Genomic DNA, 24253 nt, shown 5'->3' on the forward strand with positions numbered 1-24253 from the left:
ACGCCGAGACGGTCTTGACCCTTTCTTGCGTTCCCCACTAGACTCGCTGGGCGGGGTGATCCATGCGCAAACTTATCTGGGTACTGTGTCTTGCTGTCTCCTATTGCGGAGCTGCTGCGGCCGATGAAGGCCATCATCATGAAGAACTCACGCAGGAGCAGTTGGGGACGGTGCACTTTCCTGTGTCCTGCACGTCGGACGCGCAAAAGAACTTCGAGAAGGGCGTCGCGCTGCTGCATTCCTTCTGGTACGAGGAGTCGGCGAAGATGTTCGAGGCGATTCAGAAGCAGGATCCGAAATGCGCGATGGCGTATTGGGGCGAGGGGATGAGCGCGTGGCATCAGTTGTGGAACCGTCCGGATGCGAAGTTGATCAAGAAGGAGATGTCGGGGCTTAAGAAGGCGGAGAAGATTCACGCGAACACGGAGCGCGAGCGGGATTACATCGCGGCGCTCAAAATCTTCTATACGAACAGCAAGGCGGATCACCAGACGCGCGCCAAGGCTTATTCCGACGCGATGGAGAAGGTCTATCAGAAGTATCCTGACGATCACGAAGCGGCAATTTTCTACTCGCTGTCACTGCTGGCCTCGGAGCCGGAACAGGACACAACGTTCGCCAATCGCAAGAAAGCTGGGGCCATCCTGGGGAAGCTGTTCGACATTGAGCCGAATCATCCGGGCGTGGCGCACTACCTGATTCACAGCTATGACAAGCCGCAGCTGGCCGAGTTGGGACTTCCGGCAGCGCAACGCTATGCGCAGATTGCACCATTCGCTCCGCATGCCGTGCACATGCCGTCGCATATCTTTGCCCGCGTTGGAGACTGGCCGGCATCGATCAAATCGAACCTGGCTTCCATCGATGCCACGCGCAAAACGGCGGCAATGCACATGGGCGGAGCGGGCCACCAGTTTCATGCGATGGACTATCTGATCTACGCGTATCTGCAAAGTGGGCGTGAAGCCGATGCGCAAAAGGAAATCGACGAAGTGAAAACCATGCCCGAGATGCACATGGGTGATGGACGGGATATGCAGCCGTTCGCGATGTCGAAGTTTCCGGCAATGCTGGCCATGGAGTTGCATCGCTGGAACGACGCCGCGCAGTTGCAGGTGATCGCCAAGGCTGAGGCGGGCGATCGCGCTTATACCTATTGGGCGCGGGCGATCGGCAACGCGCGCACTGGGAATCTGGCGGCGGCGAAAAAGGATCTGGCCGAGATCGATGCCATCTCCAAGGGAAAAGGCGCGCACAATGCCGGCTACGACGAAGAGTATCTCGGGATGCTTTATGCAGAGGGCAACGCGTGGGTACTGCATGGCGAGGGAAAGAATGATGAAGCCATCGCGGCGCTAAAGAAAGCCGCCGACAAGGAAGATAGTGTCGGCGAAGAAAACACCTCCATGCCGGCGCGGGAAATCCTGGCTGACATGCTTTTGGAATTAAACCGTCCCGCCGAAGCGCTGGCGGAGTATCGTGTCGCGCTGAAATTCAATCCGAAACGTTTCGACGGTTTGTATGGGGCGGGACGCGCCGCAGAGATGGCGGGACAAACCGCGGAAGCCTCGGAATACTACGCGCTGCTGGTCAAGACCTGCGACGGCGGGAGCTCCGAGCGTCCGGAGTTGAAGAAGGCGAAGGAGACGGCTCTGGCGGCGAAGTAGGCGAAGCGGTTTAGCCCCCTGCAATCGCTCCCAAAATCACGAGCGGCTCTTTCCCGGACACGACTGCATCGGGCAGAGGCTGATCGGGCGAGTCGTGGGACAAATCTTCTTCGATCGCGAAGAAGCGCAGGAACGGCCTTCGTTGTAGCGTGACGTGATCGCGGATGGTGCCGCGCAGCATCGGATAGCGCGCTTCGAGGGCGTCGAGCACGGCGCGTAAAGTCACCTGGCCGTCGACCTCGAGACTTACCTCGGCGCCCACGTGGGCCAACGTGCGCAGATGTTGCGGGAGCAGGACGCGGATCATATTCGATTTCTTGACCTGTTCTTTTGAGTGTCGGCCAGCCGTAAGTGCAGCAGCCTTGTTATTCCCACCCGACTACCAGTTTGTAGATATTGTCGCGACTGTCCTTGGCGACGCCTTTGATGTTGGAAATGCCTTCCCTCTCGCCAGGCTGACTGAACATCTCCACATTCATCGTGGTTCCGCGGTTGCCGGTGACAACGGTCTGGGCGTAATACTGCGTTCCGAGGACGCGGGAGACATAGTAACCCGGCCCATAAATGCTGTCCCACACCGGTTGCATTGCGTTCGTTGGCGCGTTGGCGGTGGTTGCGCCTTTAGGAACTTGCGCGGGTTTCACGATCGTCCACCGCCCCTTGCAGATTTCGCCATCGGGCATCGTGACAAAGATATCCCCGGGAGTGAATTTCCCTGAGATCTTCGCGATCAGTACGGGTGCGGGTGTCTGCGCGGCAAGTGGACCCTGGACCGGATAAAAGCGCCCCGTGAGTGTGGCGCATCCGAGCATTGTGGAGATGGCCAGCAATACCAAGAAGAGTCTGATTTTCACCGGATTGCCCTCCGTATGCTTAGATGCCGCTGCAGGTTGGCTACGTGAGCACAAATAGTCCACTTCCGAAGTCACGAAAGGACTATTCGGCCAGCGGACGTCCGATCTCCCAGTGATGCCCCCAGGGATCCACGACTCGGCCCAGTCGCCAACCGTACTCTTCCCCGACTGGATAGACTTCCTTCGCACCCGCAGCCAGCGCGCGGAAAAAAACCGCGTCCGGATCCGCCACAGTGAAGATCATGCGGACCGTGCCACCGCCAAGAGTCTGCGGGCTGAAGTTGAAGTGCTCGGGAGATTCGTCGCCCACCCAGAACTCCGCGCCTTCGATGGACAACTTCGCGACCACGCTTCCAGCGTCGCCTTCCATGCGATAGACCTCAGTCGCTCCGAATGCAGACTTGTAGAATTCGACGGCGCGCGCGCTTTCACGGACGGAGAGCCAAGGGGCTATCGAGGTGCGGACAGAACCCGCGCTGGATGGATCAGAAGACATGATGGATTTCCTGAACTTGATCAACAAGCCCGGGGCTAAAGCCCCGGGTCATAGAGAGTAGTTTCGGCACGGCTGAAGCCGTGCCCTCCCACCAAACGCATACGCATCACGGCAATGTCTGTACTTCCACGCTGAGCACCGCCGGCAGATCGCGCACGATTGGATTCCACGAATCGCCTGCATCGGCGGAGGCGTAGACCTGGCCGCCGCTGGTTCCGAAATAGATTCCGCACTTATCCAGGGTATCGACGGCCATGGCGTCGCGCAGGACGTTTACGTAGCAATTTTCTTGCGGGAGGCCCTTCGTGAGAGGCTCCCATTCGTTGCCGCCCGTGCGGCTACGGAAGACGCGCAGTTTGCCGTCGGGCACAAAGTGCTCGCTGTCGCTCTTGATGGGGATAACGTAAACGGTTTCTGGTTCGTGGGAATGGATGTCGATGACGAATCCGAAGTCGGTGGGTAAGTTGCCGCTGACCTCGCGCCAGTTATCGCCGGCATCGTCGCTGCGCATGACGTCCCAGTGTTTCTGCATGAAGAGGACGCCGGGCCGCTTCGGGTTCATGGCAATGTGGTGCACGCAGTGTCCGACCTCGGCGTTGGGATCGGGAATGTATTGCGACTTGAGTCCACGATTGATCGGCTTCCAGGTCTTGCCGCCGTCATCGGTGCGAAATGCCCCCGCCGCAGAAATTGCAATGTACATACGCTGCGGATTACTCGGGTCAAGGATGATGGTGTGCAGACACATTCCGCCCGCGCCGGGCTGCCACTTCGGGCCGGTGCCGTGGCCGCGCAGTCCGGGGAGTTCGCTCCAATTTTGTCCACCGTCGGTGGAGCGGAAGATGGCTGCATCTTCTATGCCTGCGTACACGGTATTGGGTTCGGTGAGCGACGGTTCCAGATGCCACACCCGCTTGAACTCCCACGGATGCTGCGTGCCGTCATAAAACTGATGGGTCGTGAGCGGCTTGCCTGTCGCCTCAGACACGTCATAAGCAAATTTGTTGCTCTCGCCTTTGGGCATGCCATCGGGAGTGGTGGTGGGTTGGCCGGCGGGCGTTCCGGGCTGGTGCCAGGTTTTACCACCATCGTCCGAACGCTGAATGATTTGTCCAAACCATCCGCTGGTTTGCGAGGCGTAGATGCGATTGGGATCGACCGGCGATCCTTTCAGGTGATACATTTCCCAGCCCGCAAAGTGCGGACCACTGACATCCCACTTTTCACGCTTGCCGTCGGACTCAAGAATGAATGCGCCTTTGCGCGTGCCTACCAGAACGCGGACTCTGCTCATGCGTCGCTCCTTGAAAAACCTGTTTATTTTCGCACCGAATCAATTGTCTGCGTATGACTCGAGCTACTCTGATACGAATCTGAGTCGAAAAGGCACGACTCAAGCCGTGCCCTCCCCAACCAACATGTTCTTCCCAACGATCGAACTACGCTGCCTTGGCGGGCGCGCTCATCATCTGCGTCATGAATTCGCGCATTTTCGCCACATGGCCGGGTGCGCGTTTGTCGCTCCACGCCTCATAGCGCTGGGCGGCTTTCTCCAGATGCGCGAGGTATGCGGGGCTTGCAAATAGTTCACGCAACTGCGGGACGACGCCCTTGGCCATCTCCCAGACGCCAAAAAACTCGCCGGTCGTCTCGAAGAAGAGATCCTCGTTCAGGAGATCATAGTTCAAGAGCGCACAGGTTTGCTCCCAATAGCCCAGCACCATGTTGGCAAAGTTTCCGCCTTCGGTTCCGGGAGCTGCGATCTTCATTGCATCCTCCAGGTTTTGCACCCGGTAGTTCTTGAAGTACCAGTCGCGGGCCTTGCGCAGCAGGGCTTCGCGCCGCATTTCGTAAACCTGGAGTTGAAGCTGCGCTTGTTCGTGGGTTGGTTTCGCCATGATCGTTCTCCTTAATTTGATTTTCATTACTGTTGGTACGACGTTGCAGCCACTACGAGAGCCGAGGTCGCTGCCGGAAATCCTCGGCGCGATCTGAGCTCTACCTGTGCAACGAAGGAGAAGGCTCAGGATCGACATTCTTTCTACCTATTTTAGGACCCCATCTGCCGGGGTTTCCTCCGCGAACGAATACTATGCAATATGTCGCTTGCGTTATGCAAGTGACTTGCTAGAATAGCAATGTGCCCAGGCCAAGGCGCGGCTCCGCCCGCCGTTCGGGATGTCCGCTGAATGCTTCGATCGAGATGCTGGGGGACCGCTGGTCGTTGCTAATCATCCGCGACATGATGCTGCGCGGTTCGAAAACCTACAAAGAATTTCTGCATTCCCACGAACGAATCGCCACCAATATTCTTGCGGAACGTTTGCAGCGGCTCATCTCCTACGGGATTATTTCTGTGGAGCCGGATCCGGAGGATGGGCGCAAACAGATTTACTTGCTAACTCAAAAAGGGATTGACCTCGCGCCCGTCCTGACGGAGATGGTGCTCTGGGCTTCGGCGCACGAAGAAACTGGCAACCAGGCGCTGGTTCAACTCATGCGAACGGATCGAACGAAGTTTCTGATGGGCATCCGCCAGCGTTGGGCCGAGGCTACAAAACACAACAACGCTTAGTTCAGTTATTTGCCGGTGAGGATTCCGCCGGCACGAAGTCGCTGAGCGTAAGCACTGCCTGCACCGTACCGTCTTTAATGTCGGCTTTCAAGCGGAAGCCGAGCTTGCGGCAGATTGCTTGCATGTCTCGATTCTCGGCGAGGATCGTAGATTCGACGCTCACCAACTTTTCAGCGCGGGCGACTTCGATCAGTCGGCAGAACAGTTCCGTTCCTAATCCTTGATGTTGGAAACGATCGTCGACCAGCACGGCCATCTCGGCTTCATGGCGGCCGCGGAACTGGCTGAGGCGTCCGATCGCAATAATTTCGGGATCACCCTCGGCATTCTTCTGTTCAGCCACCAGCGCCATTTCCCGGTCGTAGTCAATGAAGCAGATGCGCGTCAGCCGTTCGTGCGCGGTGCGCTGACTCAGCTTCAGGGACTGGAAATAGCGCATGTAGACGGTGCGATCCGAAAGCGCGTGATGCAGTTTGATAAGCAAGGGTTCGTCTTCAGGACGGATGGGGCGGAACAGAATCTCCTTGCCATTTTTCATGGTCCCGGCGCGGACGTATTGCTTGGGGTAGGGCCGAATAGCGAGGCGAGGCAGTTGTTCCTCCTTCGCATCCTGCGGATAGACAATGACGCGGGCGTCGAGAGCGATCAGACGCTCGGGCGAAGCCAGCAGTGGATTGATGTCGATCTCCCGGATCCAGCGCTGTTCGACGACGAGTTGGCTGAAACGCACCAGCAGGTCTTCGAGCGCGCCCATGTCGATGGCTTTGCGTCCGCGCACACCCTGTAGAGCGGCAAAGATCTTCGTCTGCTCCATCACGCGGCGCGCCAGCGTGGTATTGAGAGGAGGCAGGGACAGAGCGCGGTCCTTAAAAACCTCTACCAGTTGTCCGCCGGTGCCGAAGAGCAGAACCGGCCCAAACTGCGCGTCCACCGAGCTGCCGAGAATCAGTTCGTAGCCGTCCGCACGGATGAAGGGCTGCACCGTGACTCCCTGAAAACTATCGGCGCCGGCTTTTTCTCGGACGGACGATTCAATTTCCCGCCACGCGCGCTTTACGGCTGCGGCGCCGCTCAGGTTCAACTTCACGCCGCCAACATCTGTCTTGTGTGTGATTGTGTGGGAAAGCAATTTCAGGACGACCGGATAGCCCAACTTTTCTGCCTGCGCGGCTGCTTCATCCTCGGAATGCGCCTCGAGTGTAGGCGCGGTAGGGATCCCGTAACAGGCCAGCAACTCTTTCGATTCCGGCTCGGTCAGCAGCGTGCGGCCAGTCTGTCGCACGGTTTCGATGAGGGCCTCAGCGCGGGTGCGATCTGGCCCCTCGGCGCCTTGGGGCAACAAGGGAGTTTCATACAGGCCGCGAAGAAGATAGCTGTAACGCCACATGTAGTAGAAAATCCGGGCCGCGGTGTCGGGATAGGAAAACGTGGGGATGCCGGCGCGATTCAGGATCGCCATCCCGTCAGTCATTTCGCCGCCACCCATCCACGTAGCGAGCACGGGTTTGCCAAGGCCGGTCGCGAAGGGAACCAATTTCTCAGCCGTCACGGTTGGATGCGACATTCCTTGCGGGCAGGTAATCGCCAGCACGCCGTCATTGCTGGGATCGTTGGCGACGATCTCGATCACCTTGGCGTACTTATCGGGCAGAGCGTCGCCGAGGATGTCGACAGGGTTATTGTGGCTCCAGTGAGATGGCAGCAGCTGGTTAAGCTGATCCATGGTCTCCGGAGAAAGCTGGGCGAGTTCGCCGCCGGCGGCGATGATGGAATCGGCGGCAAGCACTCCGGGGCCTCCGGCATTGGTGACGACGGCGAGGCGTGGTCCCTTGGGCCGGGGCTGCTTCGAGAGAACCTCGGCCATGTAGAACAGGTCGGCGATGGTGTTGACGCGGAGCACGCCACAACGAAGAAAGGCCGCATCCAGCACTTCGTCGCTGCCGGCGAGTGTTCCCGTGTGCGAGGCAGCAGCATGGGCGGCGGCTTCGGTGCGTCCAGCTTTGATCACGATGATCGGCTTGGTGAGCGAGACTTCGCGCGCCGCAGACAGGAACGAGCGAGCATCTCCGACGGACTCCATGTACATGACGATGGAGTGCGTCCGCGGATCGCTGCCCAGGTAGTCGATCAAGTCTCCCCATCCCACATCGAGCATGGAGCCGACCGAAACGAAGGCGCTGAAGCCGACGAGTTCCTGCTTTGCCCAATCGAGAATCGCGGTACACAACGCGCCGCTCTGGCTGATGAACGCCACATTGCCCGGCCGCGCCAGATGATGCGAGGCAAAAGTTGCGTTGAGGCCGGTAATCGGGTTCATGATGCCGAGACAATTCGGACCGATGACGCGCATCCCACTGTCGCCGAGCTGGGCCAGAATCTGGCGTTCCAGTTCTTTGCCGTGATCCCCGTGTTCTTTGAATCCCGCCGAGATTACGATGGCGCCTTTGACGCCAGCCGCTACGCACTGTGCGATGACTGCAGGCACGGTTTCTGCGGGCGTGGCGATGACGGCGAGATCGACCTGTTCCGGGATCTCCTGCACGGTCGGGTAAGCCTTGATGCCGAGCACGTTACTGCGTCTTTCACTGACCGGGTAGACGGCGCCGCCGAAGGGGCTGCTGAGCAAGCTCCATAGGATCGCGCGTCCGACACTGCCTTCGCGGTCGGTCGCTCCGATCACCGCGACGCCGTGCGGGTTGAAGATTGCATCCAGGGGGTGGCCCTCACCCCTGATTTTCTTGGATTTAGTCTGCGCGGGGTTGGATTCCGGCTTTCGATCGCGCTTCGGGATGCTCATGGCCACTCAGTTTACGCCACAGGTGGGCAAGGGTCTGTGATGTTGCGCACTGCATTTCCGGGGCGTTCGTCACTTTATTGGCGCTTGGAAAAGGCCAATTCGTGATCTACAATTCCGCCTACTCGGGGACAATCCATGATGATTCAGCACCCCGGGATTCGTGCGTCTTGCGCACGAAGTAGTGCTCAAGGAGCGTCTCAAATGAAGAAACTGCTCACATTGATGTTTGCGCTTGCCCTCTCCGTGTCCTTGTCGTCGTTCGCCCTCGCCCAGGACAAGATGGACCACGACAAGATGGACAAAAAAGAAGACAAGATGGAGAAGAAGGAAAAGAAGCACCACCATAAGAAAGAAAAGAAAGAGAAGAAGGACGAGATGAAGCACGACGACATGAAGAAAGACGAAATGAAGAAGTAGTAGTCCGATCCTTTCTTGCGGGTGCCACCCCGGCTTTAGGCCGGGGGTTTTTATTGGAGTGAACTTTGCCGGGACGCCAGACTCCCTTCGAACCGTGTTAAAATTTGTTGCGCGGAAAAATCATTCTTCCGGCTCGCGACGCGCGAAATCTCTCCAACCGGCAACCAGGGACTGAACAGTGGCTCAGAATCCGAACGCCCAGAACGGTCCTATCACCTACGCCGACGCCGGCGTTGATATCACACGGGCCAATCGCACCAAGCAGCGCATCAAGTATCTCGCTCATAAGACCTTCACGCGCGGCGTGTTGAGCGAGATCGGCGGCTTTGGCGGGCTATTTTCCGTCGACAAGAAGTATGTCGATCCGGTGCTGGTTTCGAGCGTGGATGGTGTTGGTACCAAGCTGAAGGTTGCCTTTGAAATGAAGATGCACCACACCATCGGCGCCGACCTGGTGAACCACTGCGTCAACGATATTGCCGTGCAGGGCGCAGCGCCCATGTTTTTCATGGACTACCTCGCCACCGGCAAGCTGGAACCGGAAGTGGCCGAGAAAGTGGTCGAAGGTCTGGCCGAAGCCTGCAAGCACAATGGATGCGCCCTGATCGGCGGCGAGACTGCCGAGATGCCCGGCTTTTATGACCAGGGCGAATACGACTTGGCCGGGTTCATTGTCGGGGTAGTGGAACGCGACAAGATTATCAACGGCAAGACGGTCGAGATCGGCGACATCGTGCTCGGACTTCCCTCGAACGGCCTGCATACGAACGGCTATTCGCTGGCCCGCAAGCTGCTGTTCGATGTGGCTGGATACACGGTCGACACGTTTGTCAGCGAGATCAAGAACAAAGTGGGCAACGAGTTGATGCGTCCGCACAAGAGCTACTGGCCGATCATCAAGAAGATGATCGCCGGCGAGTGCGTAGCGGCGCTGGCACACATCACAGGCGGAGGCATCACCGAGAACCTGCCGCGCGTATTGCCACGCGGAACCGCTGCAGTGATTGAGCGCGGAACATGGCCGATCCCGCCGCTGTTTGAGCATCTGCAAAAACTGGGAAACGTCGCGGATGATGAGATGTTGCGGACGTTCAACATGGGCATCGGCATGTTGATGGTGGTCCCGGCAAAAAAATTCAAGAAGGCGGAAACGCTGCTCGATCGTGCCGGAGAGAAGTTCTATAGCGTCGGACGAATCGTCAAGGGCGACCGCAAAGTGATGTACAGCTAGGTCAAAGGTGAGAGGTCAGATTGCAGAGGTGAGACCCAACCTCAACCGCCTTGGATTCTTACCTCTGCAATTTGACCTCTGACTTCTGCAATTGTTTCCATGAAAAACCTCGGCATCCTCCTTTCCGGACGCGGCTCGAACTTCGTCGCCATTGCCAACAGCATTGACGCGGGACGGATTCCCGATGCTCGGATTGCTATCGTGATCTCCAACCGCACAGACGCCCCGGGCGTGGAGACGGCTCGCGAGCGAGGATTGAAAGCGCTGGTGATTCCGTCCAAGGGGAAAGACCGTCAGGCGCACGACCGCGAAGTGGTGGCGGCGTTGCAGGAACACGCGGTCGATGTGATTTGTCTTGCCGGATACATGCGTCTGCTTTCGCCCTGGTTCGTACAGCAGTTCCCGCAGCGCATTCTGAATATTCATCCCTCGCTTCTGCCCGCGTTCCCCGGACTCGAAGCGCAACACCAGGCCTTTGCCTACGGAGTGAAATTTTCCGGATGCACCGTGCATTTCGTCGATGAAGAGCTCGACCACGGCGCGATCATCGTGCAGAAAACCGTGCCCGTGCTCGACACGGACGATGAGCACACGCTGGCGGAGCGCATCCTGGCGCAGGAGCACGTTGCTTATTCGGAAGCGATCAAGATAGTGCTGGAAGGAAAATGCAAGGTCGTGGGACGCAGGCTCTTGCAAGGTTAGAGGTGAGAGGTCAGATTGCAGAGGTGAAACCTGACGGTACAAAAGTCTGTTGAGAACCTTCTGGTTTTCACCTCTGCAATCTGACCTCTCACCTCTCACCTCTGACCTTAATCACATCAGCAGTTCGCCGGTTTTCCGAAACAGCGGGTACTGCATATCCACCAATTCGTTTTTCACCCGATTTAATCCGAACACGCACTCCTCGAATTTGCTGGAAAGCTGGGCGAAGAGCGGCGCGACTTTCGCGTACTCGAAATATTCAAATTTGGAAACGATGTAGTAGCTTTCCTTGCCCGCCTTCATCCATTCAACAAAATTCTCTAGCCTCTGCTTGCGCAGGCGGTAGTGATTGATGCTCTCCGGAAACATTCCGGCAAAAAACAGAGTGTAGTCACCGATGTGTTTGCGAACCTGGCGCTCGCGGTCGAAGGAGGGCGCGGGGCCGTACACAGGATCTGACTCAAGCAGCATTTCACCGACATCGTTCAATGGTTTTCCGGCGGAGCTGCGGATCTTGTAGAGTTGTTCGGCGTCGCAGAATTCCGCGAGCAGGTGCGCGACATAGCTGATGATTTGCGGGTCGCGGATGCCAATCTCCTCGGCATAGTGCCGTCCTACAAGGTCGACAAACAGCTGCTCCAATGGATGCGATTCGCCAGCCATATCCGGGCCCCCTACTCCCTTGTCCGATGCACCTGGAACGTCCATCGGACGCTCCCTTTGGACCGATTAGATACCGCACATCGGTTTTGAATACAAGTAACTTTCGATTAGTGAACCCCTTCAGATATTTAGAGGTGGGCGAGATGCGATAAGTTATCTCTGAACATTGTTGGCACTTGATCGTGCCGGCTGCTAATCACGCGAATCGCGAAGATGTCGTAATCTATTTCCTCGCAGTCGCAGAGGCCGGGGTTTGCCTCGTCTCTGCGCACACAGGAGACGCGGCAAGGCGCGTCGCTACGGGGAATTTAATTTGGAGGAGCATTTATGGAACGCCGCAACATTTCAGGTTCATCGCCATTTGAGCCGGTGGTGGGATATTCGCGCGCGGTGCGCGTGGGTGGATATATCCATGTGTCTGGTACGACGGCAACTGGGCCAGACGGGAAAATCATCGGTATCGGCGACGTCTACGCGCAAGCCGTGCAAACTATCAAGAACATCGAAACCGCCTTGGCGAAGGCAGGCGCTTCACTGAAAGACGTGGTGCGCACCCGCATGTTCATCGTCAACAGGGGAGACAGTGATGCGGTGGGGAAGGCGCACGGGGAGTTCTTCGGTGCCATTCGCCCAACGACGAGCATGCTGGTGATCAGCGCGCTGATCTCGCCGGAGATGCTGGTGGAAATTGAAGCCGAGGCGATCGTAGCGGAAGCGAAGTGAGTGACGGGAAGCCGGCGAGAACCGGCTTCCCCACAAATGGATGAGAGTTAGCGGCGACGGCCCTTCTTGGCCGATTTCTTTTTCGCAGCTTTCTTGGCAGGTTTCTTCGCCGCTTTTTTCTTAGCGGGTTTTTTCGCTGCCTTCTTTTTCTTTTTGGCGGGCGCCTTCTTCTTCGCCGGCTTCTTGGCTGCTTTCTTTTTTGCCGGAGCTTTTTTCTTGGCAGGCTTCTTCGCTGGCGCTTTCTTCGGTGCGGGCTTGCTTCCTCCGCCACCGCCAACCGGCGCGGGTGGAGGCGCGATCACGGGCTCAGGTTCCGAGCCGGGACGATCTTCCATCATGCCGGATTCTTCTTCCTCTTCTTCTTCCTCGTCGAAGTTCTCTTCCAGCGATTCGCCATAGGCGCCGCTGTCGCTGTATTCGTCCATTTCATCATCCCGGCCCCAGAGGGTCCGATCATCGAAGCGCATAGTTCCTCCTGCAGATTTTTTGGTGGCCACCGGGCATATTGCGCCGGAGCCCAGGAAAATTAAGACTACTCTCTCGCCGAATCTATACCAGATCGCGCAATGGCGCGCGATTATAGCATGGCAAATTTCATCCGAGAGTATCGTGCATCCGGGGCGTTTTGGCGAGGAAAATCCGGAAAGGGATAATCCGTCTTGGGTAGGGCGAAAGACCCCCGGTCGTGCCGTCGATTCGAGGCAACCTAAGGCGAAGACAAGGCGAAGCCGCTTCGGAACTCTATTCGTAAGCCAACGCGTCGATCGGGTCCTTCTGAGCCGCCTTAAAAGCTGGATACAGGGAGCCTGCAATGGCGCCAACGATCGCAATGACGGAGGCGCGCACAATCCAATTTCCGGCCACTACCACCTGCAGCAAGGGGAAGCGTTGTGCGAGGGCGGCCCGCGCCGCGAAGCTCACGACGATCCCCAGGATAATGCCGCTAACTGCGAGCAGCATGGTTTCCCGTACGACCACGTTGACGATGTAAAACCGGGATGCGCCCATCGATTTCAGAATCCCGATCTCCCGTGTCCGTTCCATTACCGCCGTATACATTGCCTGGAAAATGACAATGAAGCCGATCACTACCGAGATGCCAACCACGACATTGATGAACGTGGACAGGCCGGGATAGTTACTGGTCGTCATCATGGCGAGGTAGGCAGCCATCGACGTGGCCGCATAATGTTCCAGGCCCGGGACGGCTTTGATTTCGCCAATGACGGTGTCGGCGTTCGCAGGATCATCGAGTTTCAGATAGAAGAAAGTGGCTTTGTCCTTCGCGCCGACGAGATCCTGCAGGGTGCTCAGAGGAACAAATTTACGTCCGCCTTTGCCACGTTCGACAATGCCGCAAATCCTGAACTTGTTGTTCAGGATATCGATGGTGTCTCCGATCTTGGTCTTTTGCGACTGCGCAAAGAGGTCGTCAACCAGAACATCATATGGACCCTCAAAGGGGCCACCCTTGAGATAGCGAAAGCCGCCGGACATGCTCTCGTAACTCGGCAGGTCGATGCCGGCAATCGTCTCCAGCGTGCCACTGGTCACGACCTGCGTGACGACCGGAGCAACGCTTTTTACGTGCGGAAGTTTGGCAAGTACGCCTCCAACCTTCACGGGCATGGGTGCGCCGCTGAATGCGCCGATGAAGGAGGAACCGGGAGGGCGGACGAGAACATCGGCGCCGATTCCAGCGGTACGGGTGCGGCTATCCTGCAGCATGCCCACGCACAACCCGACGATCAATAGAATGAGAGTCACTTCCAGTGCCACCGCGACAATGCTGATCAGCGAGCGGATCGGCCTATGCACGAGGTTGCCGACGATCATTCGATTCATCATGATTTGTGGACTCGAATCTATAGCGTGGATGTTGCTACCGGCTACGTCTTCTACTGACTATGACCGTCCGAGCCCTTGGCCGACGATTCGGACTGAGTTTGACCAAGGTGTACGACCTCGGCGCCTGCCGGTTGCTCGAGCGCGAACTGCTCGTCCTTGAGGGGCTTGTTGATCTCTAACTTGACCATCGTGAGCAGGATATCGTAGTCCTCCTGCGGCCGCTCGATGGCAATGTCATTGGGAAATTCGGTGCCACCGTAGTCGGTGTACTGGTCGTACTTCGCGTCCGTAACGACGTTTCCCTGCTGGTCGTACAACATCTGCCGGCGGGGACGCAGGTCGGTCCGGCTGAACGAAATCTTGCGCGACAGCACCCAGCCGTTCGGACCTTTGCGAATAATCGCAAGTTCGTAGTCGGGCTGATCGACGCGATGTTTCTTGGCGTCCAAAACGGTTTCATAACCGTTTTCCATCACGGCGATTTCGTCGGGGCCGATTTCACGCGGCAACAGCGCGTCGTAGATGGCCTGCGGGCGCAGGTTCTCCAGCCGCTTTTCGGGCTGGTATGCACCTTCGCTGTTGGAGCCGGTGACGAACTTGTTTCGGGGAGGAATCCAGACCTTGAAATTTGACCCGTCGCTCACCATGTCGAAAGCGGTGTTGCGCACCACGGGAAGGAGACCTTTCATGCGCAGCATGGCGGGCTTGCGGGCCAGCACGTAGCCGCGAATCTCCTTGTAATCGGTGACCTTGCCATTCTTCTGGTCTCCGACCGAGGTGTTGATGTCCACCGTCGCCTGCATAGACTGAATCTTCGCCGCCTGCGCGTTGACGTATTCGATGAGTTGCTGCTGGGTCGCAGTTTTCAGCGGAGCGTTCGAGAGCTGGCGGTCCCGAGTGCGGGTGCGGAAGAGGCATCCGCTGAGCGGAAACGCAGCAATCGCGACCAAAAGAATGGCGGTCAGGCGAGACGGCATCCGGCGAGTAGTGCGATCGGTACTGAGGTAGACTTCGGCCACGCTATATATGATTAAGATGAAGTTCAATCGGTGCAAGAATCGTTGCCGGCAGACCGCAGCGTAGGCCGAAAATACAGACTGATCCACGCCGCTCCGGCCCCTGAGCAGTTAGCTCTGGCGCGGAGAGAAATCCCCCGGGACACTAAGACATCATGAGAACTGCTATCTAGTATAAAGCAGCGGGGACCTTGGTGCTCGGCGTTTAGCGCATTCCCAGTGCACGACGGTATGCGGCCACATTGCGGTTATGTTCGGTAAGGTCGTGGGCAAAGCGGTGATGCCCGTTTCCGTCGCTTACAAAGTAAAAGAATTTCGTCTCCGCGGGATGCATCGCTGCAGTCAGCGCGCCTTGTCCAGGATTCGCAATTGGGCCCGGAGGCAATCCCGGAAAGCGATAGGTGTTGTACGGCGAATTGACCGCCAGGTCGGCATGATGCAGGCTGCCGGAATATGTTCCTGCCAGCAACTCGGCGTAGATCACGCTAGGATCCGCGTCGAGCGCCATACGATGTGCCAGCCGGTTGTAGTAAACGCTGGCCACCATGGGACGCTCGTCGGGCGAGGCCGTTTCTTTTTCGACAATCGCCGCCATGGTCACGGTTCGATGCACATCGGAGTTGAGGCCGATCTGCTGGGCCACCTGCCGGAACTGATGCACCATGGTGCCAATCATTTCTTCGTGACTTTGCGTGCGCGTGAACTGGTAGGTATTGGGGAACAGATAGCCTTCGAGGGATTTTGCTTCCGGAGCAAGGTCGGCGATCAAGTCCGTGCGCGTCTGCGCGATCTTTAAGAATTGGTCGGAAGTGCCGAGGCCCGCGTCCTCCATAACCTTGGCAACGTCGAACATCGTGTAGCCTTCCGGGATCGTCACCACATGGAAGTACACGTCGCCCCGAGCAATGCGATCGTAGACCTCAGGAACACTGGCCGCGCGCTCAAAAAGATATTCGCCCGCCTTCAAAGAAACCTTGGGATGAAACTGCCGCCATATGCGGAAGGCGAGCACGCTCTGAATGACTCCAGCTTTCTTGAGTTCAGCCGCGATGCGCCGAGTGGAATATCCGCTATGCAGCAGGACAGACTGGTTGGCCGGAGGAGTGACAGGCGTGTAGACGGACCAGGCCACCCAGCCCGCGACGCCGAGTGCAACCGCCAAAAAGAGCGCGACTAGAGTACGCAAGGGTTAAGTGTAAAAGCTTATTGCGGAATGCAACAGCCAGAGTAGGGAGCGGAGCCTATCGGGAGTAACCGGCAGGGCGTACAGCAAAGATCGCTAGAACAGGGAACTTTGGCGTCGATTGGGCGTGATGCCAAAGTGTTCGTAGGCAAGCTGGGTCGCGATTCGCCCGCGGGGAGTGCGGTTCAGAAATCCAATCTGGATGAGGAATGGCTCGTAAATTTCTTCGATCGCGTCCGCTTCTTCGGCGAGCACGGCCGCCAGTGTGCCCAATCCCACCGGGCCACCTTGGTACTTCTCGATGATGGTGAGCAGCAGCTTGCGATCAATTTCGTCGAATCCGTGGCGATCGACCTCCAGCATGGAAAGTGCTTTCTGCGCGGTCGGTTGGTCGATATTTCCGCCGGCGCGAACTTGTGCATAGTCGCGCACGCGCCGCAGGAGGCGGTTTGCAATGCGCGGTGTTCCGCGAGACCGGCTGGCGACTTCCATGGCGCCCGGCCGATCGATGGTCACACCCATGATGTCCGCCGAGCGTTCGACGATCACGCGCAGATCATCGTTCGAATAAAACTCCAGCCGCAGGAGAAGTCCGAAGCGCGAACGCAGGGGAGCGGACAACAATCCTGCACGTGTGGTCGCGCCGATAAACGTGAACGGCTTCACGTCCATCGTGTGGGTGCGAGCCGACGGGCCTTGTCCGATCATGATGTCGAGCTTGTAGTCTTCGAGAGCGGAATACAGAATTTCTTCGAGCGCGGGCTGCAGACGATGCACTTCGTCGATGAACAGCACCTGGCGATCCCTCATGTTCGTGAGGATTGCCGTCAGATCGCCTTTGATCTGTAGTGTAGGACCGGAGGTCTGCTGGAAAGGGACGGCGAGTTCGTTCGCGATGATGTTCGCGAGCGTGGTCTTGCCAAGGCCGGGTGGCCCATAGAGCAGAACGTGATCAAGGGCCTCGCCGCGCGAGCGGGTCGCTTCAATCGCCACCGCAAGATTCTCTTTGACCTTGGATTGTCCGATGAACTCGTTGAGCCTCTGCGGGCGCAGCTTGAGTTCAAACGAGGAATCGTCCTCGACCGGCGCCGCGGAGACGATGCGGTCTTTCAGGTTGGGATTGTTCTTTGCGAGTGCCACTGTCGCAAATGTTAGCAGATGTGGGACGGACACTCTTGTCCGTCGCAGTTTTGCACGAAGCTACTGCCCAATCACGCCCACGCGTGCGCCCTTAATTCTGCCGGGATCGATCCATGCGACTTTCTGCCCGAACCACGTCTTGGTGTTGACCAGCTTGTATTTCTTAGACGCGGCAGCGAAATCGCGGGTCGCCAGAAGATACGCAACTGGACTCTCTCCAAACTTACTCACACGGTCCGCGAGCCATCCTCCACCTGAGGGCGCGGCGAGAATAACCGGTTCGCCAGGAAAGTACGCGAGCTTGCCGAAATCTTTTTGAGTCTCAGTGAGCGGCTCCGCCCATCCATAGGCTTTTCGGAAAAGCGCGATGGCTGCGTTCAGGTCGTTGACGCCGACGATGACATTTTCGATTCCAAAGACCGGCGCCCCGTTCATGCTCGCCGAAGGCTGTACGCGCCATTGCCGCGGCGTTTGATCTTCGATCATGAACGGCAACACGGATCCCGTCGTTCCTGGACCCACTTCCGCTGTCAGCCATTCCAGCGACATGCCATCCGGACGCTTGCGGCTCCCACGTTGCGGTGCGCCGACCGCGATGCCGGCTTTCTTCAGGCGGTCGATATCCTGCAGCAACACGTTGGTGCCGACGGCCCAGGCACATGCGCCGACATCGCTCGACATGAACTTTGCCCAATCCGAGCCATCGGTCACGCCCGCTTTTACCGGGCCTATCAGTTCGAGGTACGACTGGTCTTCGAATCCGATCAGGGCCATCTGGGTAACGCCATTGCCGTGCGGCCCGCCAAAATCGGGAGTCATCCCGACGTCAGTGAACATCTGCCGCAGGGCGTCGAGGTCCGGTCCGCAGAGGGAAACGTGATCGAGTTCCAGCACCTTGGCTGACTGTGCCATAACGGAAGATGAAAACAGAGTTGAAACAACGATAACCAGCGCCGCGACGTACAAGCGGTGGGGAACGGATTCCCGCCTGAGCATCTTTGCCTCCCTCAAGAAAGAGGAATGGTACGCCAGAAAGTGCGATTAGGGAAAGGTTTCCTGCCAGAGCCTCGGGCCAGCCGATTCTAGCCAAGGGCACGGAGTTCGGGCGTACCGATGTGAAGCTGGCGTGAATCTACGAACGACTCCTCGTTCAAAAAACCAACCCCAGCGCTACTCCTCTTCGTCCTTGACCTCGCCGCGCGCCGCCTTGGCCTTCTCGACAATCTTGTCCTGCAACTGCTGCGGGACGACATCGTAATGGTGCATTTCCATCGCAAAGCTGCCGCGTCCCTGCGTCATTGAAGTCAGGTCGACGCCGTAGGTCAGCATCTCGGCCATCGGCACTTCGGCTTTGACGATGGTGTTGCCGGCTTTGTTGTCCATACCTTGGATACGACCGCGGCGGCTGTTCAAATCGCCCATGATGCTGCCGGCGAAGTCGTCGGGAATGGTGATTTCCGCGTGCATGATCGGTTCGAGCAGCGTTGGTTTCGCCGCTTCCATCGCCTTCCTGAATGCAATGCGCCCCGCCATCTGGAAGGAAAGATCATTGGAGTCGACGTCGTGATACGAACCGTCGTACAGGATGACGCGGAAGTTCACCACCGGAAAGCCCGCCAGATAACCGCGCGAAGCCGCGTCCTTGATTCCCTTCTCCACTGCCGGAATGAAGTTCTTCGGAATCGCGCCGCCAAAAATATCGTTCACGAATTCGAACTCCGGTCCCTTCGGCAGCGGCTCCATCTTGATCTTGCAGTCGCCATACTGCCCGTGGCCGCCGGTCTGTTTCTTGTGGCGTCCCTGGACGTCTGCCTTGCCACGAATCGTCTCGCGATACGGAACCTTCGGCGCCTTCAGCACCACTTCCGCGTGGTACCGCTTTTTCATCTTCGATACGACGACTTCGATATGCTGCTGACCAGTGCCTGCGATCAGGAATTCCTTGGTCTGCGGGTCACGGAAGAAACGCAGCATGGCATCTTCTTCCATCAGCTTGTGGAGCCCGACACCCAATTTATCTTCGTCGGCGCGGCTCTTGGGCTCGATCGCAAACGTGATGGCGGGCTCGGGCAGCTGTACGTGCGGATATTTGATGGGAGCGTTCTTGTCGCCGAGCGTGTCGCCGGTCAGAGTCTCGCGTAACTTCGCGACTGCTCCAATATCGCCCGCGTGCAGCTCCTGGATCGGAATCGCCTGTTTGCCCTGCATGATCGAGATATGCGCCAACTTCTCTGCGGTGTTGCGGCTGAAGTTCTGCAGCGTTGCATCGTTCTTCAGGACACCTGAGAAGACTTTGAAATAGGAGATGCGTCCCGCAAATGCATCGGAAAGAGTCTTGAATACATAGACCGAAGCCGGTTCGGTATCGATTCCCTTGCGGACTGGCGGCTCGCCGTTGCCTCCCGCCGCTTCGCCGGTGATCTGGTGATGCTCGCTGGCGGCCGGGGTGTAATCAACGATGAAGTCCATCAATTCATCGACGCCGATGTTGCCCAGTCCGGAAGTGAACAGCACGGGGAACAATTTGTCTTCGCGGATCGCCTCATGCAACGCGGGCACCAGATCTTCTTCCGGGATCGTGCCCTTCTCGAAATACTCTTCCATCAATTCGTCTTTGCCTTCGGCGACGAGTTCCACCAGCTTTTCGTGCGCTTCCTTGGCAACTTCCGCCATGTTGGCGGGAATTGGTCCTTCTTTCCCTTTGCCATTGCCACCCATTTCGTAGGTGTAGGCTTTCATGCGGACGAGATCGACGATGCCGGAAAGGTTCTTCTCGCTGCCGATGGGAAGTTGGAGCGGAGTGACGGCGCGTCCAAACGCGTTGACCAGTGATTCCAGCACGCGCTCGGCGTTGGCGCGCTCGCGGTCCATGCGGCTGACGACGATCATGCGCGGCAGATTGATTTCTTCGCAGTAATTCCAAACGCGCTGCGTCACGACTTCCACACCGGCCACGCCGTCTACGACCACCAGCGCCGCATCGACTACGGGCAGCACCATTTTGGCCTCGTGGACAAACATGTTGAAGCCGGGAGTATCCAGCAAATTGAGCTTGGTCTTTCCCCACTCCACCGCCGCCAGGCCAACCGAGATCGACATCTTGCGGGCAATTTCTTCCTCGTCGTAGTCCGTGGTGGCCGTGCCATCGTCCACGTGCCCGAAACGCGGTGTGGCGCCAGCGGTAAAGAGCATGGCCGAGACCAGCGAAGTTTTGCCGGCGTGTCCATGCCCGATCAAGGCAAGATTGCGAAGATTGGCTGCGTCGTAAACTTTCACGGATTGTCTCCTTCAGCAGGCTTGACTGGGAGATCGGCGAGGGCCCGGAATTAAGTATCAGGACAGGTACAGGCCAGCCCAACACCACCTGCGAAACTCCCGATGCTAGCACAGGGCGGGAGAGCGCCTCAAGGAAGGGGCACCACTCCCGCCAAAAATTGCCGAGTTGGCGGCATTGAGGAACGATGTCGTGGGACGCTCGCAGTCCACATCTTTGTCCAAGGTTTCATTTGCTGGGATAATGGATCCTGCGGAGGTTGTCCATGGAACGTTCCGCCCTGGCCTTTTTCATTCTTTCCGTCGCTGCCCTTTCCGTCGCCCAAAACACAAAGCCGAGTCAACCTGTGATCACCCTCGAACGCACCGCCTGCCTGGGCTCTTGCCCAATTTACAAGTTGGCGATCTACAAAGACGGATCCACTGTTTACGAGGGGAAAGAATATGTGCGCATAAAGGGAACGGAGACCTATCGCATCGAGGCAGATGCGGTTCGGCAACTGGCCAATAAATTTGTCGCGGCCCGCTATTTCTCGTTCGAATCCAAGTACGTCTCCATAAAAACTGCCGATGGGTCGGAAATGGTCGTGACCGATTTACCTTCAACCTACACATCCTTCACTTGGGAAGGGCACACCAAGAAAATCGATGACTATGTCGGTGGGCCGAGGGAGTTGCGCGAATTGGAGGAAGAGGTTGATCGTGCCGCTAAGTCGAGTCGCTACATTCGTATTGACGCCGAAACCGTGCATCAGAAAGCGCGGCAGGGATGGAACGTAAAGGAGGATCCGGAAGCGAAAGGCCTTCTTTGGGAAGTTGTTGAATCGGGAGAGGCAGACGCCGTGCGTGCCTTTCTGCAGGAAGGGGCGAACCCAAATCAGAACAGCCGCGACCTGAGCCTGCTGCAGCGGGCCAGGAATGCCGATGTGGTCAGGGTGCTGATCGCTGGCGGCGCCGACGTAAATTGGAAGTCCAGCTATGGCACAGCGCTGTTGTCCGCCGCGAGCGGCGATTTGGATGCCGTGACTGCTCTGATCAGTGCGGGTGCTCATGTGAACGAGACAAATTCTGAAGGAGAAACCGCTTTGATGAAGGCGGCTTCGGAAGCCGAACCCGACATTTGCCGGTTGCTCCTGACATCCGGAGCAAATCCCAGTCTCCTCGACCAGTCCGGCCACTCTGCCCTCGACCACGCTCGAGAAGGTCAAAAGACCAGAGACCAGAGGAAAGACGATCCGTTCGCAGAGCCGATCGACCCGGCGCAATACCAGGCAACCCTTCAGGTCCTGTCGGCCGCAACGAACGAACCGGCCAAGAAACAGTGAGTACCTACGGGACCAGCCTGAACACCGTCCCCAAGCTCGATGTGCCGCCGACCGCTGTGGTGCCATACAACGCTTTGTCGATGCCGACAACGAGTGCTCCGTAAGGATTGAATCCGTCGGTCGTTCCACCGGTGAACATGTGCAGCACAGTCTCGGTTCCCGACGGCGTGAGCTTGAACACCGTGCCGCCGTTGGAATTGCCGCCGGTCGTCGTGCCGTACAAATTCTTCTTGAAGAGGATCAGGCCCGCGTTCGGATTGATTCCGTCGGCGCCGTTGCGGCGGAAATGATACAGAACGGTCTCGCCGCCCGTCCCCAATTTGTACACAACTCCGGCATTGTCGACTCCGCCCCCGTTGGTGGTCCCATAGAGATTGCCGTCGGCGTCGAAAAGCACACTGCCGAACGGCGATTGCCCGTCGGCGACGCCGCCCTTGAAGGTGTAGAGCGTGGCGTAGCTTCCCGTTTTCGTAATGGAAAATACCGTTCCCAGATTGCCGAGGCCACCGAGCGTGGTCGTGCCGTAGAGAATGCCCTTGTAAAGAATCATGCTGGCGTAAGGGAACGATCCATCCAGAGCCGGGAAGGCGGAGTTGAAATCGTGCAGAATCGTCTTCTTGCCCGCGGCCGTCAGTTTGAACACCGTGCCGTATCCGAACGCGCCGCCGGCGTTGGTAGCGCCGAACAGGTTCGTGCCTACTCTGACCACACCTGCATAGGGGTTGTAGCCATCGGCGGCTCCTTTGAAGCTGTAGAGGACGGTTTCGATTCCCGTGGCCGGATTGAAGCTGAACACGGTGCCGTTGTTGGTGGTTCCGCCGAATATGGTGGTGCCATACAGGATGCCGGTTTTCTTGTCGATGAATAGCCCGGCAATGGGGTGCGTGCCATCGTTTCCGCCGACAAAGCTGTAGACGACTGACTCATCGCCAGTTGTGGTCACTTTGAAGATCGCTCCGAAGTTGTCGTGACCTCCGCTGAACGTGGTTCCGTACATGTTCCCCACCGCATCGACCACCAGGTTGCAGCGTGGGCCGTAGGCATCGGGAGCATTCCCAAAACTGTGGATGACGCTCTCCGAGGTCGCAAGGGCAGCCGGGCCAGTGAGCATGAGCAGAAAAATCAATAGGGCCGATGAAAGTGCTACTTTGGCGGACGATGTGTACATGGAATCCTCCTGACGGATCAATCCTCGATGTTTGACAGCGTGAAAGCGTACCGAAAGCCATCAGCGCGGATTTGGCAGCAGGATTAGTCCGTGGGGAGTCGGAGGGGAAAGGCAGGCCGACAAATCTTGGGCGGAATCTTGACCCAGATGGGTGTTGTCTGTCAATGGCGAAAGGGCCTTCAATGCTGACTCCCGCCCGACAACAGCTATGAATTCTCAATGCGTCTCACCGAGAACTCATACTCAGGACTCTTCGGCACCAGGGATCCGAAGTATCCGCCCGAGAATGCGATGTCATTCCACTTGGTGCCATGGCTGAAGACTTGTTTGACTAGGTCGCCTTCGTTGGTCTTGGTGATCTTGCTGTTACCGGTTATTCCATCTACCGAATAGCTGAACGTGTAGTCGGCTCCAACATAGGACGAACTCAAATCCACAGCATAGTGAAGGCCTCCCATGAGGATAACAATCCCAATGGCCTCATGAGTCAAACCGTCCAGCGAGATGATTATGCGGTGCTCCGATATCGGTAGTTGAATGTGGTTTGCAAAGGTTGGGTTGAAGAATAGTTTTACGGGCGCCTCCGTACCGCTGGCTATGAAGTCCCGTATAGCCTGAAACTCGTCGCTTCTTGCTAGTGCTCGTGATTGGCGGGCCAGACAGATGTAAGAGGCCTTTGCCGCGGTTCTCAAGGCTGAGGCCGCGCATAGAAAATGAAACGTGCCCTTCCACACAGGTTCATAGGTAACCCGTTCTGCTGGTTCTTCAGCTAGTTTCTTGCCTTGTTGTCGCGCACGACGCTTGAAAGCCTCGACTTCTTGGAGAGAGGTAGACCTCAGATTTTCGGAAATTACCTCCCCGGAATGATCTATCTGTCGAGTGCGAATCGAGATTTCGCCGTCCGGATGTCTGATGCCCGTTTCCTCATCCGAGCCTACCCGCAGAATGGAGGGCACACTGGGCACGATCTTTTTTCGCCGATTGGGGATGCCTGCAATTTGTCTGAAGGGGAGCAAGTGTTCAGTAAATTCGTCCTCAAACCTACCGCAGGAACCGTTACATTCCACACACGTTGCCGCGATGGTGTCATTTCCACCTAGAGACGCGGGAATGACATGTTCCTGGGACGATGCCTTTGCTGGGCAGAATAGGCAATTGCGCATGCTGACGACCTG

Annotated in this window: 22 protein-coding genes and 1 pseudogene; 7 read left to right on the plus strand and 16 right to left on the minus strand. The window is 57.5% G+C overall.

Translation table 11 applies throughout. From position 1 onward, the window contains the following. Positions 1 to 62: 62 nt before the first annotated feature. Positions 63 to 1667, plus strand: a complete 1605-nt coding sequence (locus HY010_12870) for a hypothetical protein (GenBank protein MBI3476618.1) — start codon at positions 63 to 65, stop codon at positions 1665 to 1667. Between the two features lie 10 nt (positions 1668 to 1677). On the opposite strand, the gene HY010_12875 is transcribed toward HY010_12870, so the two are convergent. From HY010_12875 to HY010_12895, 5 genes are all read right to left on the minus strand, one after another. Next, a complete protein-coding gene (locus tag HY010_12875) occupies positions 1678 to 1974 on the minus strand; it encodes a MoaD/ThiS family protein (GenBank protein MBI3476619.1) in 297 nt (98 codons plus the stop codon). A 58-nt stretch (positions 1975 to 2032) separates the two neighbouring features. Then, positions 2033 to 2521, minus strand: coding sequence for a hypothetical protein (locus HY010_12880; GenBank protein ID MBI3476620.1), 489 nt, complete (start codon positions 2519 to 2521; stop codon positions 2033 to 2035). A gap of 82 nt (positions 2522 to 2603) precedes the next feature. Next, on the minus strand, positions 2604 to 3017 hold the full coding sequence (locus tag HY010_12885) for a VOC family protein (GenBank protein MBI3476621.1): 414 nt from the start codon (positions 3015 to 3017) through the stop codon (positions 2604 to 2606). Between the two features lie 106 nt (positions 3018 to 3123). Further along, the gene (locus HY010_12890; GenBank protein MBI3476622.1) at positions 3124 to 4311 is read right to left on the minus strand and encodes an exo-alpha-sialidase; all 1188 of its coding nucleotides are present in this window, start codon (positions 4309 to 4311) and stop codon (positions 3124 to 3126) included. 145 nt (positions 4312 to 4456) lie between these two features. Next, positions 4457 to 4918 (minus strand): hypothetical protein, encoded by a 462-nt coding sequence (locus tag HY010_12895; protein ID MBI3476623.1) that lies wholly within the window; start codon positions 4916 to 4918, stop codon positions 4457 to 4459. Between the two features lie 302 nt (positions 4919 to 5220). Between HY010_12895 and HY010_12900 the strand changes: the two genes are divergently transcribed. Beyond that, positions 5221 to 5592, plus strand: coding sequence for a helix-turn-helix transcriptional regulator (locus HY010_12900; protein MBI3476624.1), 372 nt, complete (start codon positions 5221 to 5223; stop codon positions 5590 to 5592). Between the two features lies 1 nt (position 5593). Here the strand turns inward: HY010_12900 and HY010_12905 are convergent, their stop codons facing one another. Continuing rightward, positions 5594 to 8389, minus strand: a complete 2796-nt coding sequence (locus HY010_12905; GenBank protein ID MBI3476625.1) for a bifunctional acetate--CoA ligase family protein/GNAT family N-acetyltransferase — start codon at positions 8387 to 8389, stop codon at positions 5594 to 5596. Between the two features lie 201 nt (positions 8390 to 8590). On the opposite strand from HY010_12905, the gene HY010_12910 reads away from it, so the two are divergent. From HY010_12910 to HY010_12920, 3 genes are all read left to right on the plus strand, one after another. Next, entirely contained in the window at positions 8591 to 8806 is a 216-nt protein-coding gene (locus tag HY010_12910) for a hypothetical protein (protein ID MBI3476626.1), read from the plus strand. A gap of 178 nt (positions 8807 to 8984) precedes the next feature. Next, a complete protein-coding gene (locus HY010_12915) occupies positions 8985 to 10037 on the plus strand; it encodes a phosphoribosylformylglycinamidine cyclo-ligase (GenBank protein ID MBI3476627.1) in 1053 nt (350 codons plus the stop codon). 99 nt (positions 10038 to 10136) lie between these two features. After that, complete coding sequence (locus HY010_12920) at positions 10137 to 10739, plus strand: phosphoribosylglycinamide formyltransferase (protein ID MBI3476628.1); 603 nt, start codon at positions 10137 to 10139, stop codon at positions 10737 to 10739. Positions 10740 to 10850: 111 nt separating this feature from the next. On the opposite strand, the gene HY010_12925 is transcribed toward HY010_12920, so the two are convergent. Then, positions 10851 to 11447: a hypothetical protein gene (locus tag HY010_12925; protein MBI3476629.1), complete on the minus strand. Its 597-nt coding sequence runs from the start codon at positions 11445 to 11447 to the stop codon at positions 10851 to 10853. Positions 11448 to 11729: 282 nt separating this feature from the next. On the opposite strand from HY010_12925, the gene HY010_12930 reads away from it, so the two are divergent. Then, positions 11730 to 12125: a RidA family protein gene (locus HY010_12930; protein ID MBI3476630.1), complete on the plus strand. Its 396-nt coding sequence runs from the start codon at positions 11730 to 11732 to the stop codon at positions 12123 to 12125. Between the two features lie 47 nt (positions 12126 to 12172). Here HY010_12930 and HY010_12935 read toward each other — a convergent pair. The 7 genes and pseudogenes from HY010_12935 to fusA form a co-directional block, all read right to left on the minus strand. Then, positions 12173 to 12382: pseudogene (locus HY010_12935) on the minus strand (hypothetical protein). Positions 12383 to 12866: 484 nt separating this feature from the next. Continuing rightward, positions 12867 to 13970, minus strand: coding sequence for an ABC transporter permease (locus HY010_12940; protein MBI3476631.1), 1104 nt, complete (start codon positions 13968 to 13970; stop codon positions 12867 to 12869). 53 nt (positions 13971 to 14023) lie between these two features. After that, complete coding sequence (locus tag HY010_12945) at positions 14024 to 15019, minus strand: DUF4292 domain-containing protein (protein MBI3476632.1); 996 nt, start codon at positions 15017 to 15019, stop codon at positions 14024 to 14026. A 175-nt stretch (positions 15020 to 15194) separates the two neighbouring features. Beyond that, positions 15195 to 16175, minus strand: coding sequence for an endolytic transglycosylase MltG (gene mltG, locus HY010_12950; protein ID MBI3476633.1), 981 nt, complete (start codon positions 16173 to 16175; stop codon positions 15195 to 15197). A gap of 93 nt (positions 16176 to 16268) precedes the next feature. Next, positions 16269 to 17330: a Holliday junction branch migration DNA helicase RuvB gene (gene ruvB / locus HY010_12955; GenBank protein ID MBI3476634.1), complete on the minus strand. Its 1062-nt coding sequence runs from the start codon at positions 17328 to 17330 to the stop codon at positions 16269 to 16271. Between the two features lie 42 nt (positions 17331 to 17372). Continuing rightward, a complete protein-coding gene (locus HY010_12960; GenBank protein MBI3476635.1) occupies positions 17373 to 18308 on the minus strand; it encodes a VOC family protein in 936 nt (311 codons plus the stop codon). Between the two features lie 174 nt (positions 18309 to 18482). Next, positions 18483 to 20588: an elongation factor G gene (fusA, locus tag HY010_12965; protein ID MBI3476636.1), complete on the minus strand. Its 2106-nt coding sequence runs from the start codon at positions 20586 to 20588 to the stop codon at positions 18483 to 18485. Between the two features lie 263 nt (positions 20589 to 20851). On the opposite strand from fusA, the gene HY010_12970 reads away from it, so the two are divergent. Continuing rightward, positions 20852 to 21910: an ankyrin repeat domain-containing protein gene (locus tag HY010_12970; GenBank protein MBI3476637.1), complete on the plus strand. Its 1059-nt coding sequence runs from the start codon at positions 20852 to 20854 to the stop codon at positions 21908 to 21910. Positions 21911 to 21914: 4 nt separating this feature from the next. Here HY010_12970 and HY010_12975 read toward each other — a convergent pair whose 3' ends face one another. Together HY010_12975 and HY010_12980 are read right to left on the minus strand one after the other, a co-directional pair. Then, positions 21915 to 23078: a hypothetical protein gene (locus HY010_12975; protein MBI3476638.1), complete on the minus strand. Its 1164-nt coding sequence runs from the start codon at positions 23076 to 23078 to the stop codon at positions 21915 to 21917. Between the two features lie 206 nt (positions 23079 to 23284). Beyond that, positions 23285 to 24241 (minus strand): hypothetical protein, encoded by a 957-nt coding sequence (locus HY010_12980; GenBank protein ID MBI3476639.1) that lies wholly within the window; start codon positions 24239 to 24241, stop codon positions 23285 to 23287. Positions 24242 to 24253 lie beyond the last annotated feature (12 nt).

Source organism: Acidobacteriota bacterium, from assembly GCA_016196065.1.
Classification (GTDB): Bacteria; Acidobacteriota; Terriglobia; order Terriglobales; family Acidobacteriaceae; genus Acidiflorens.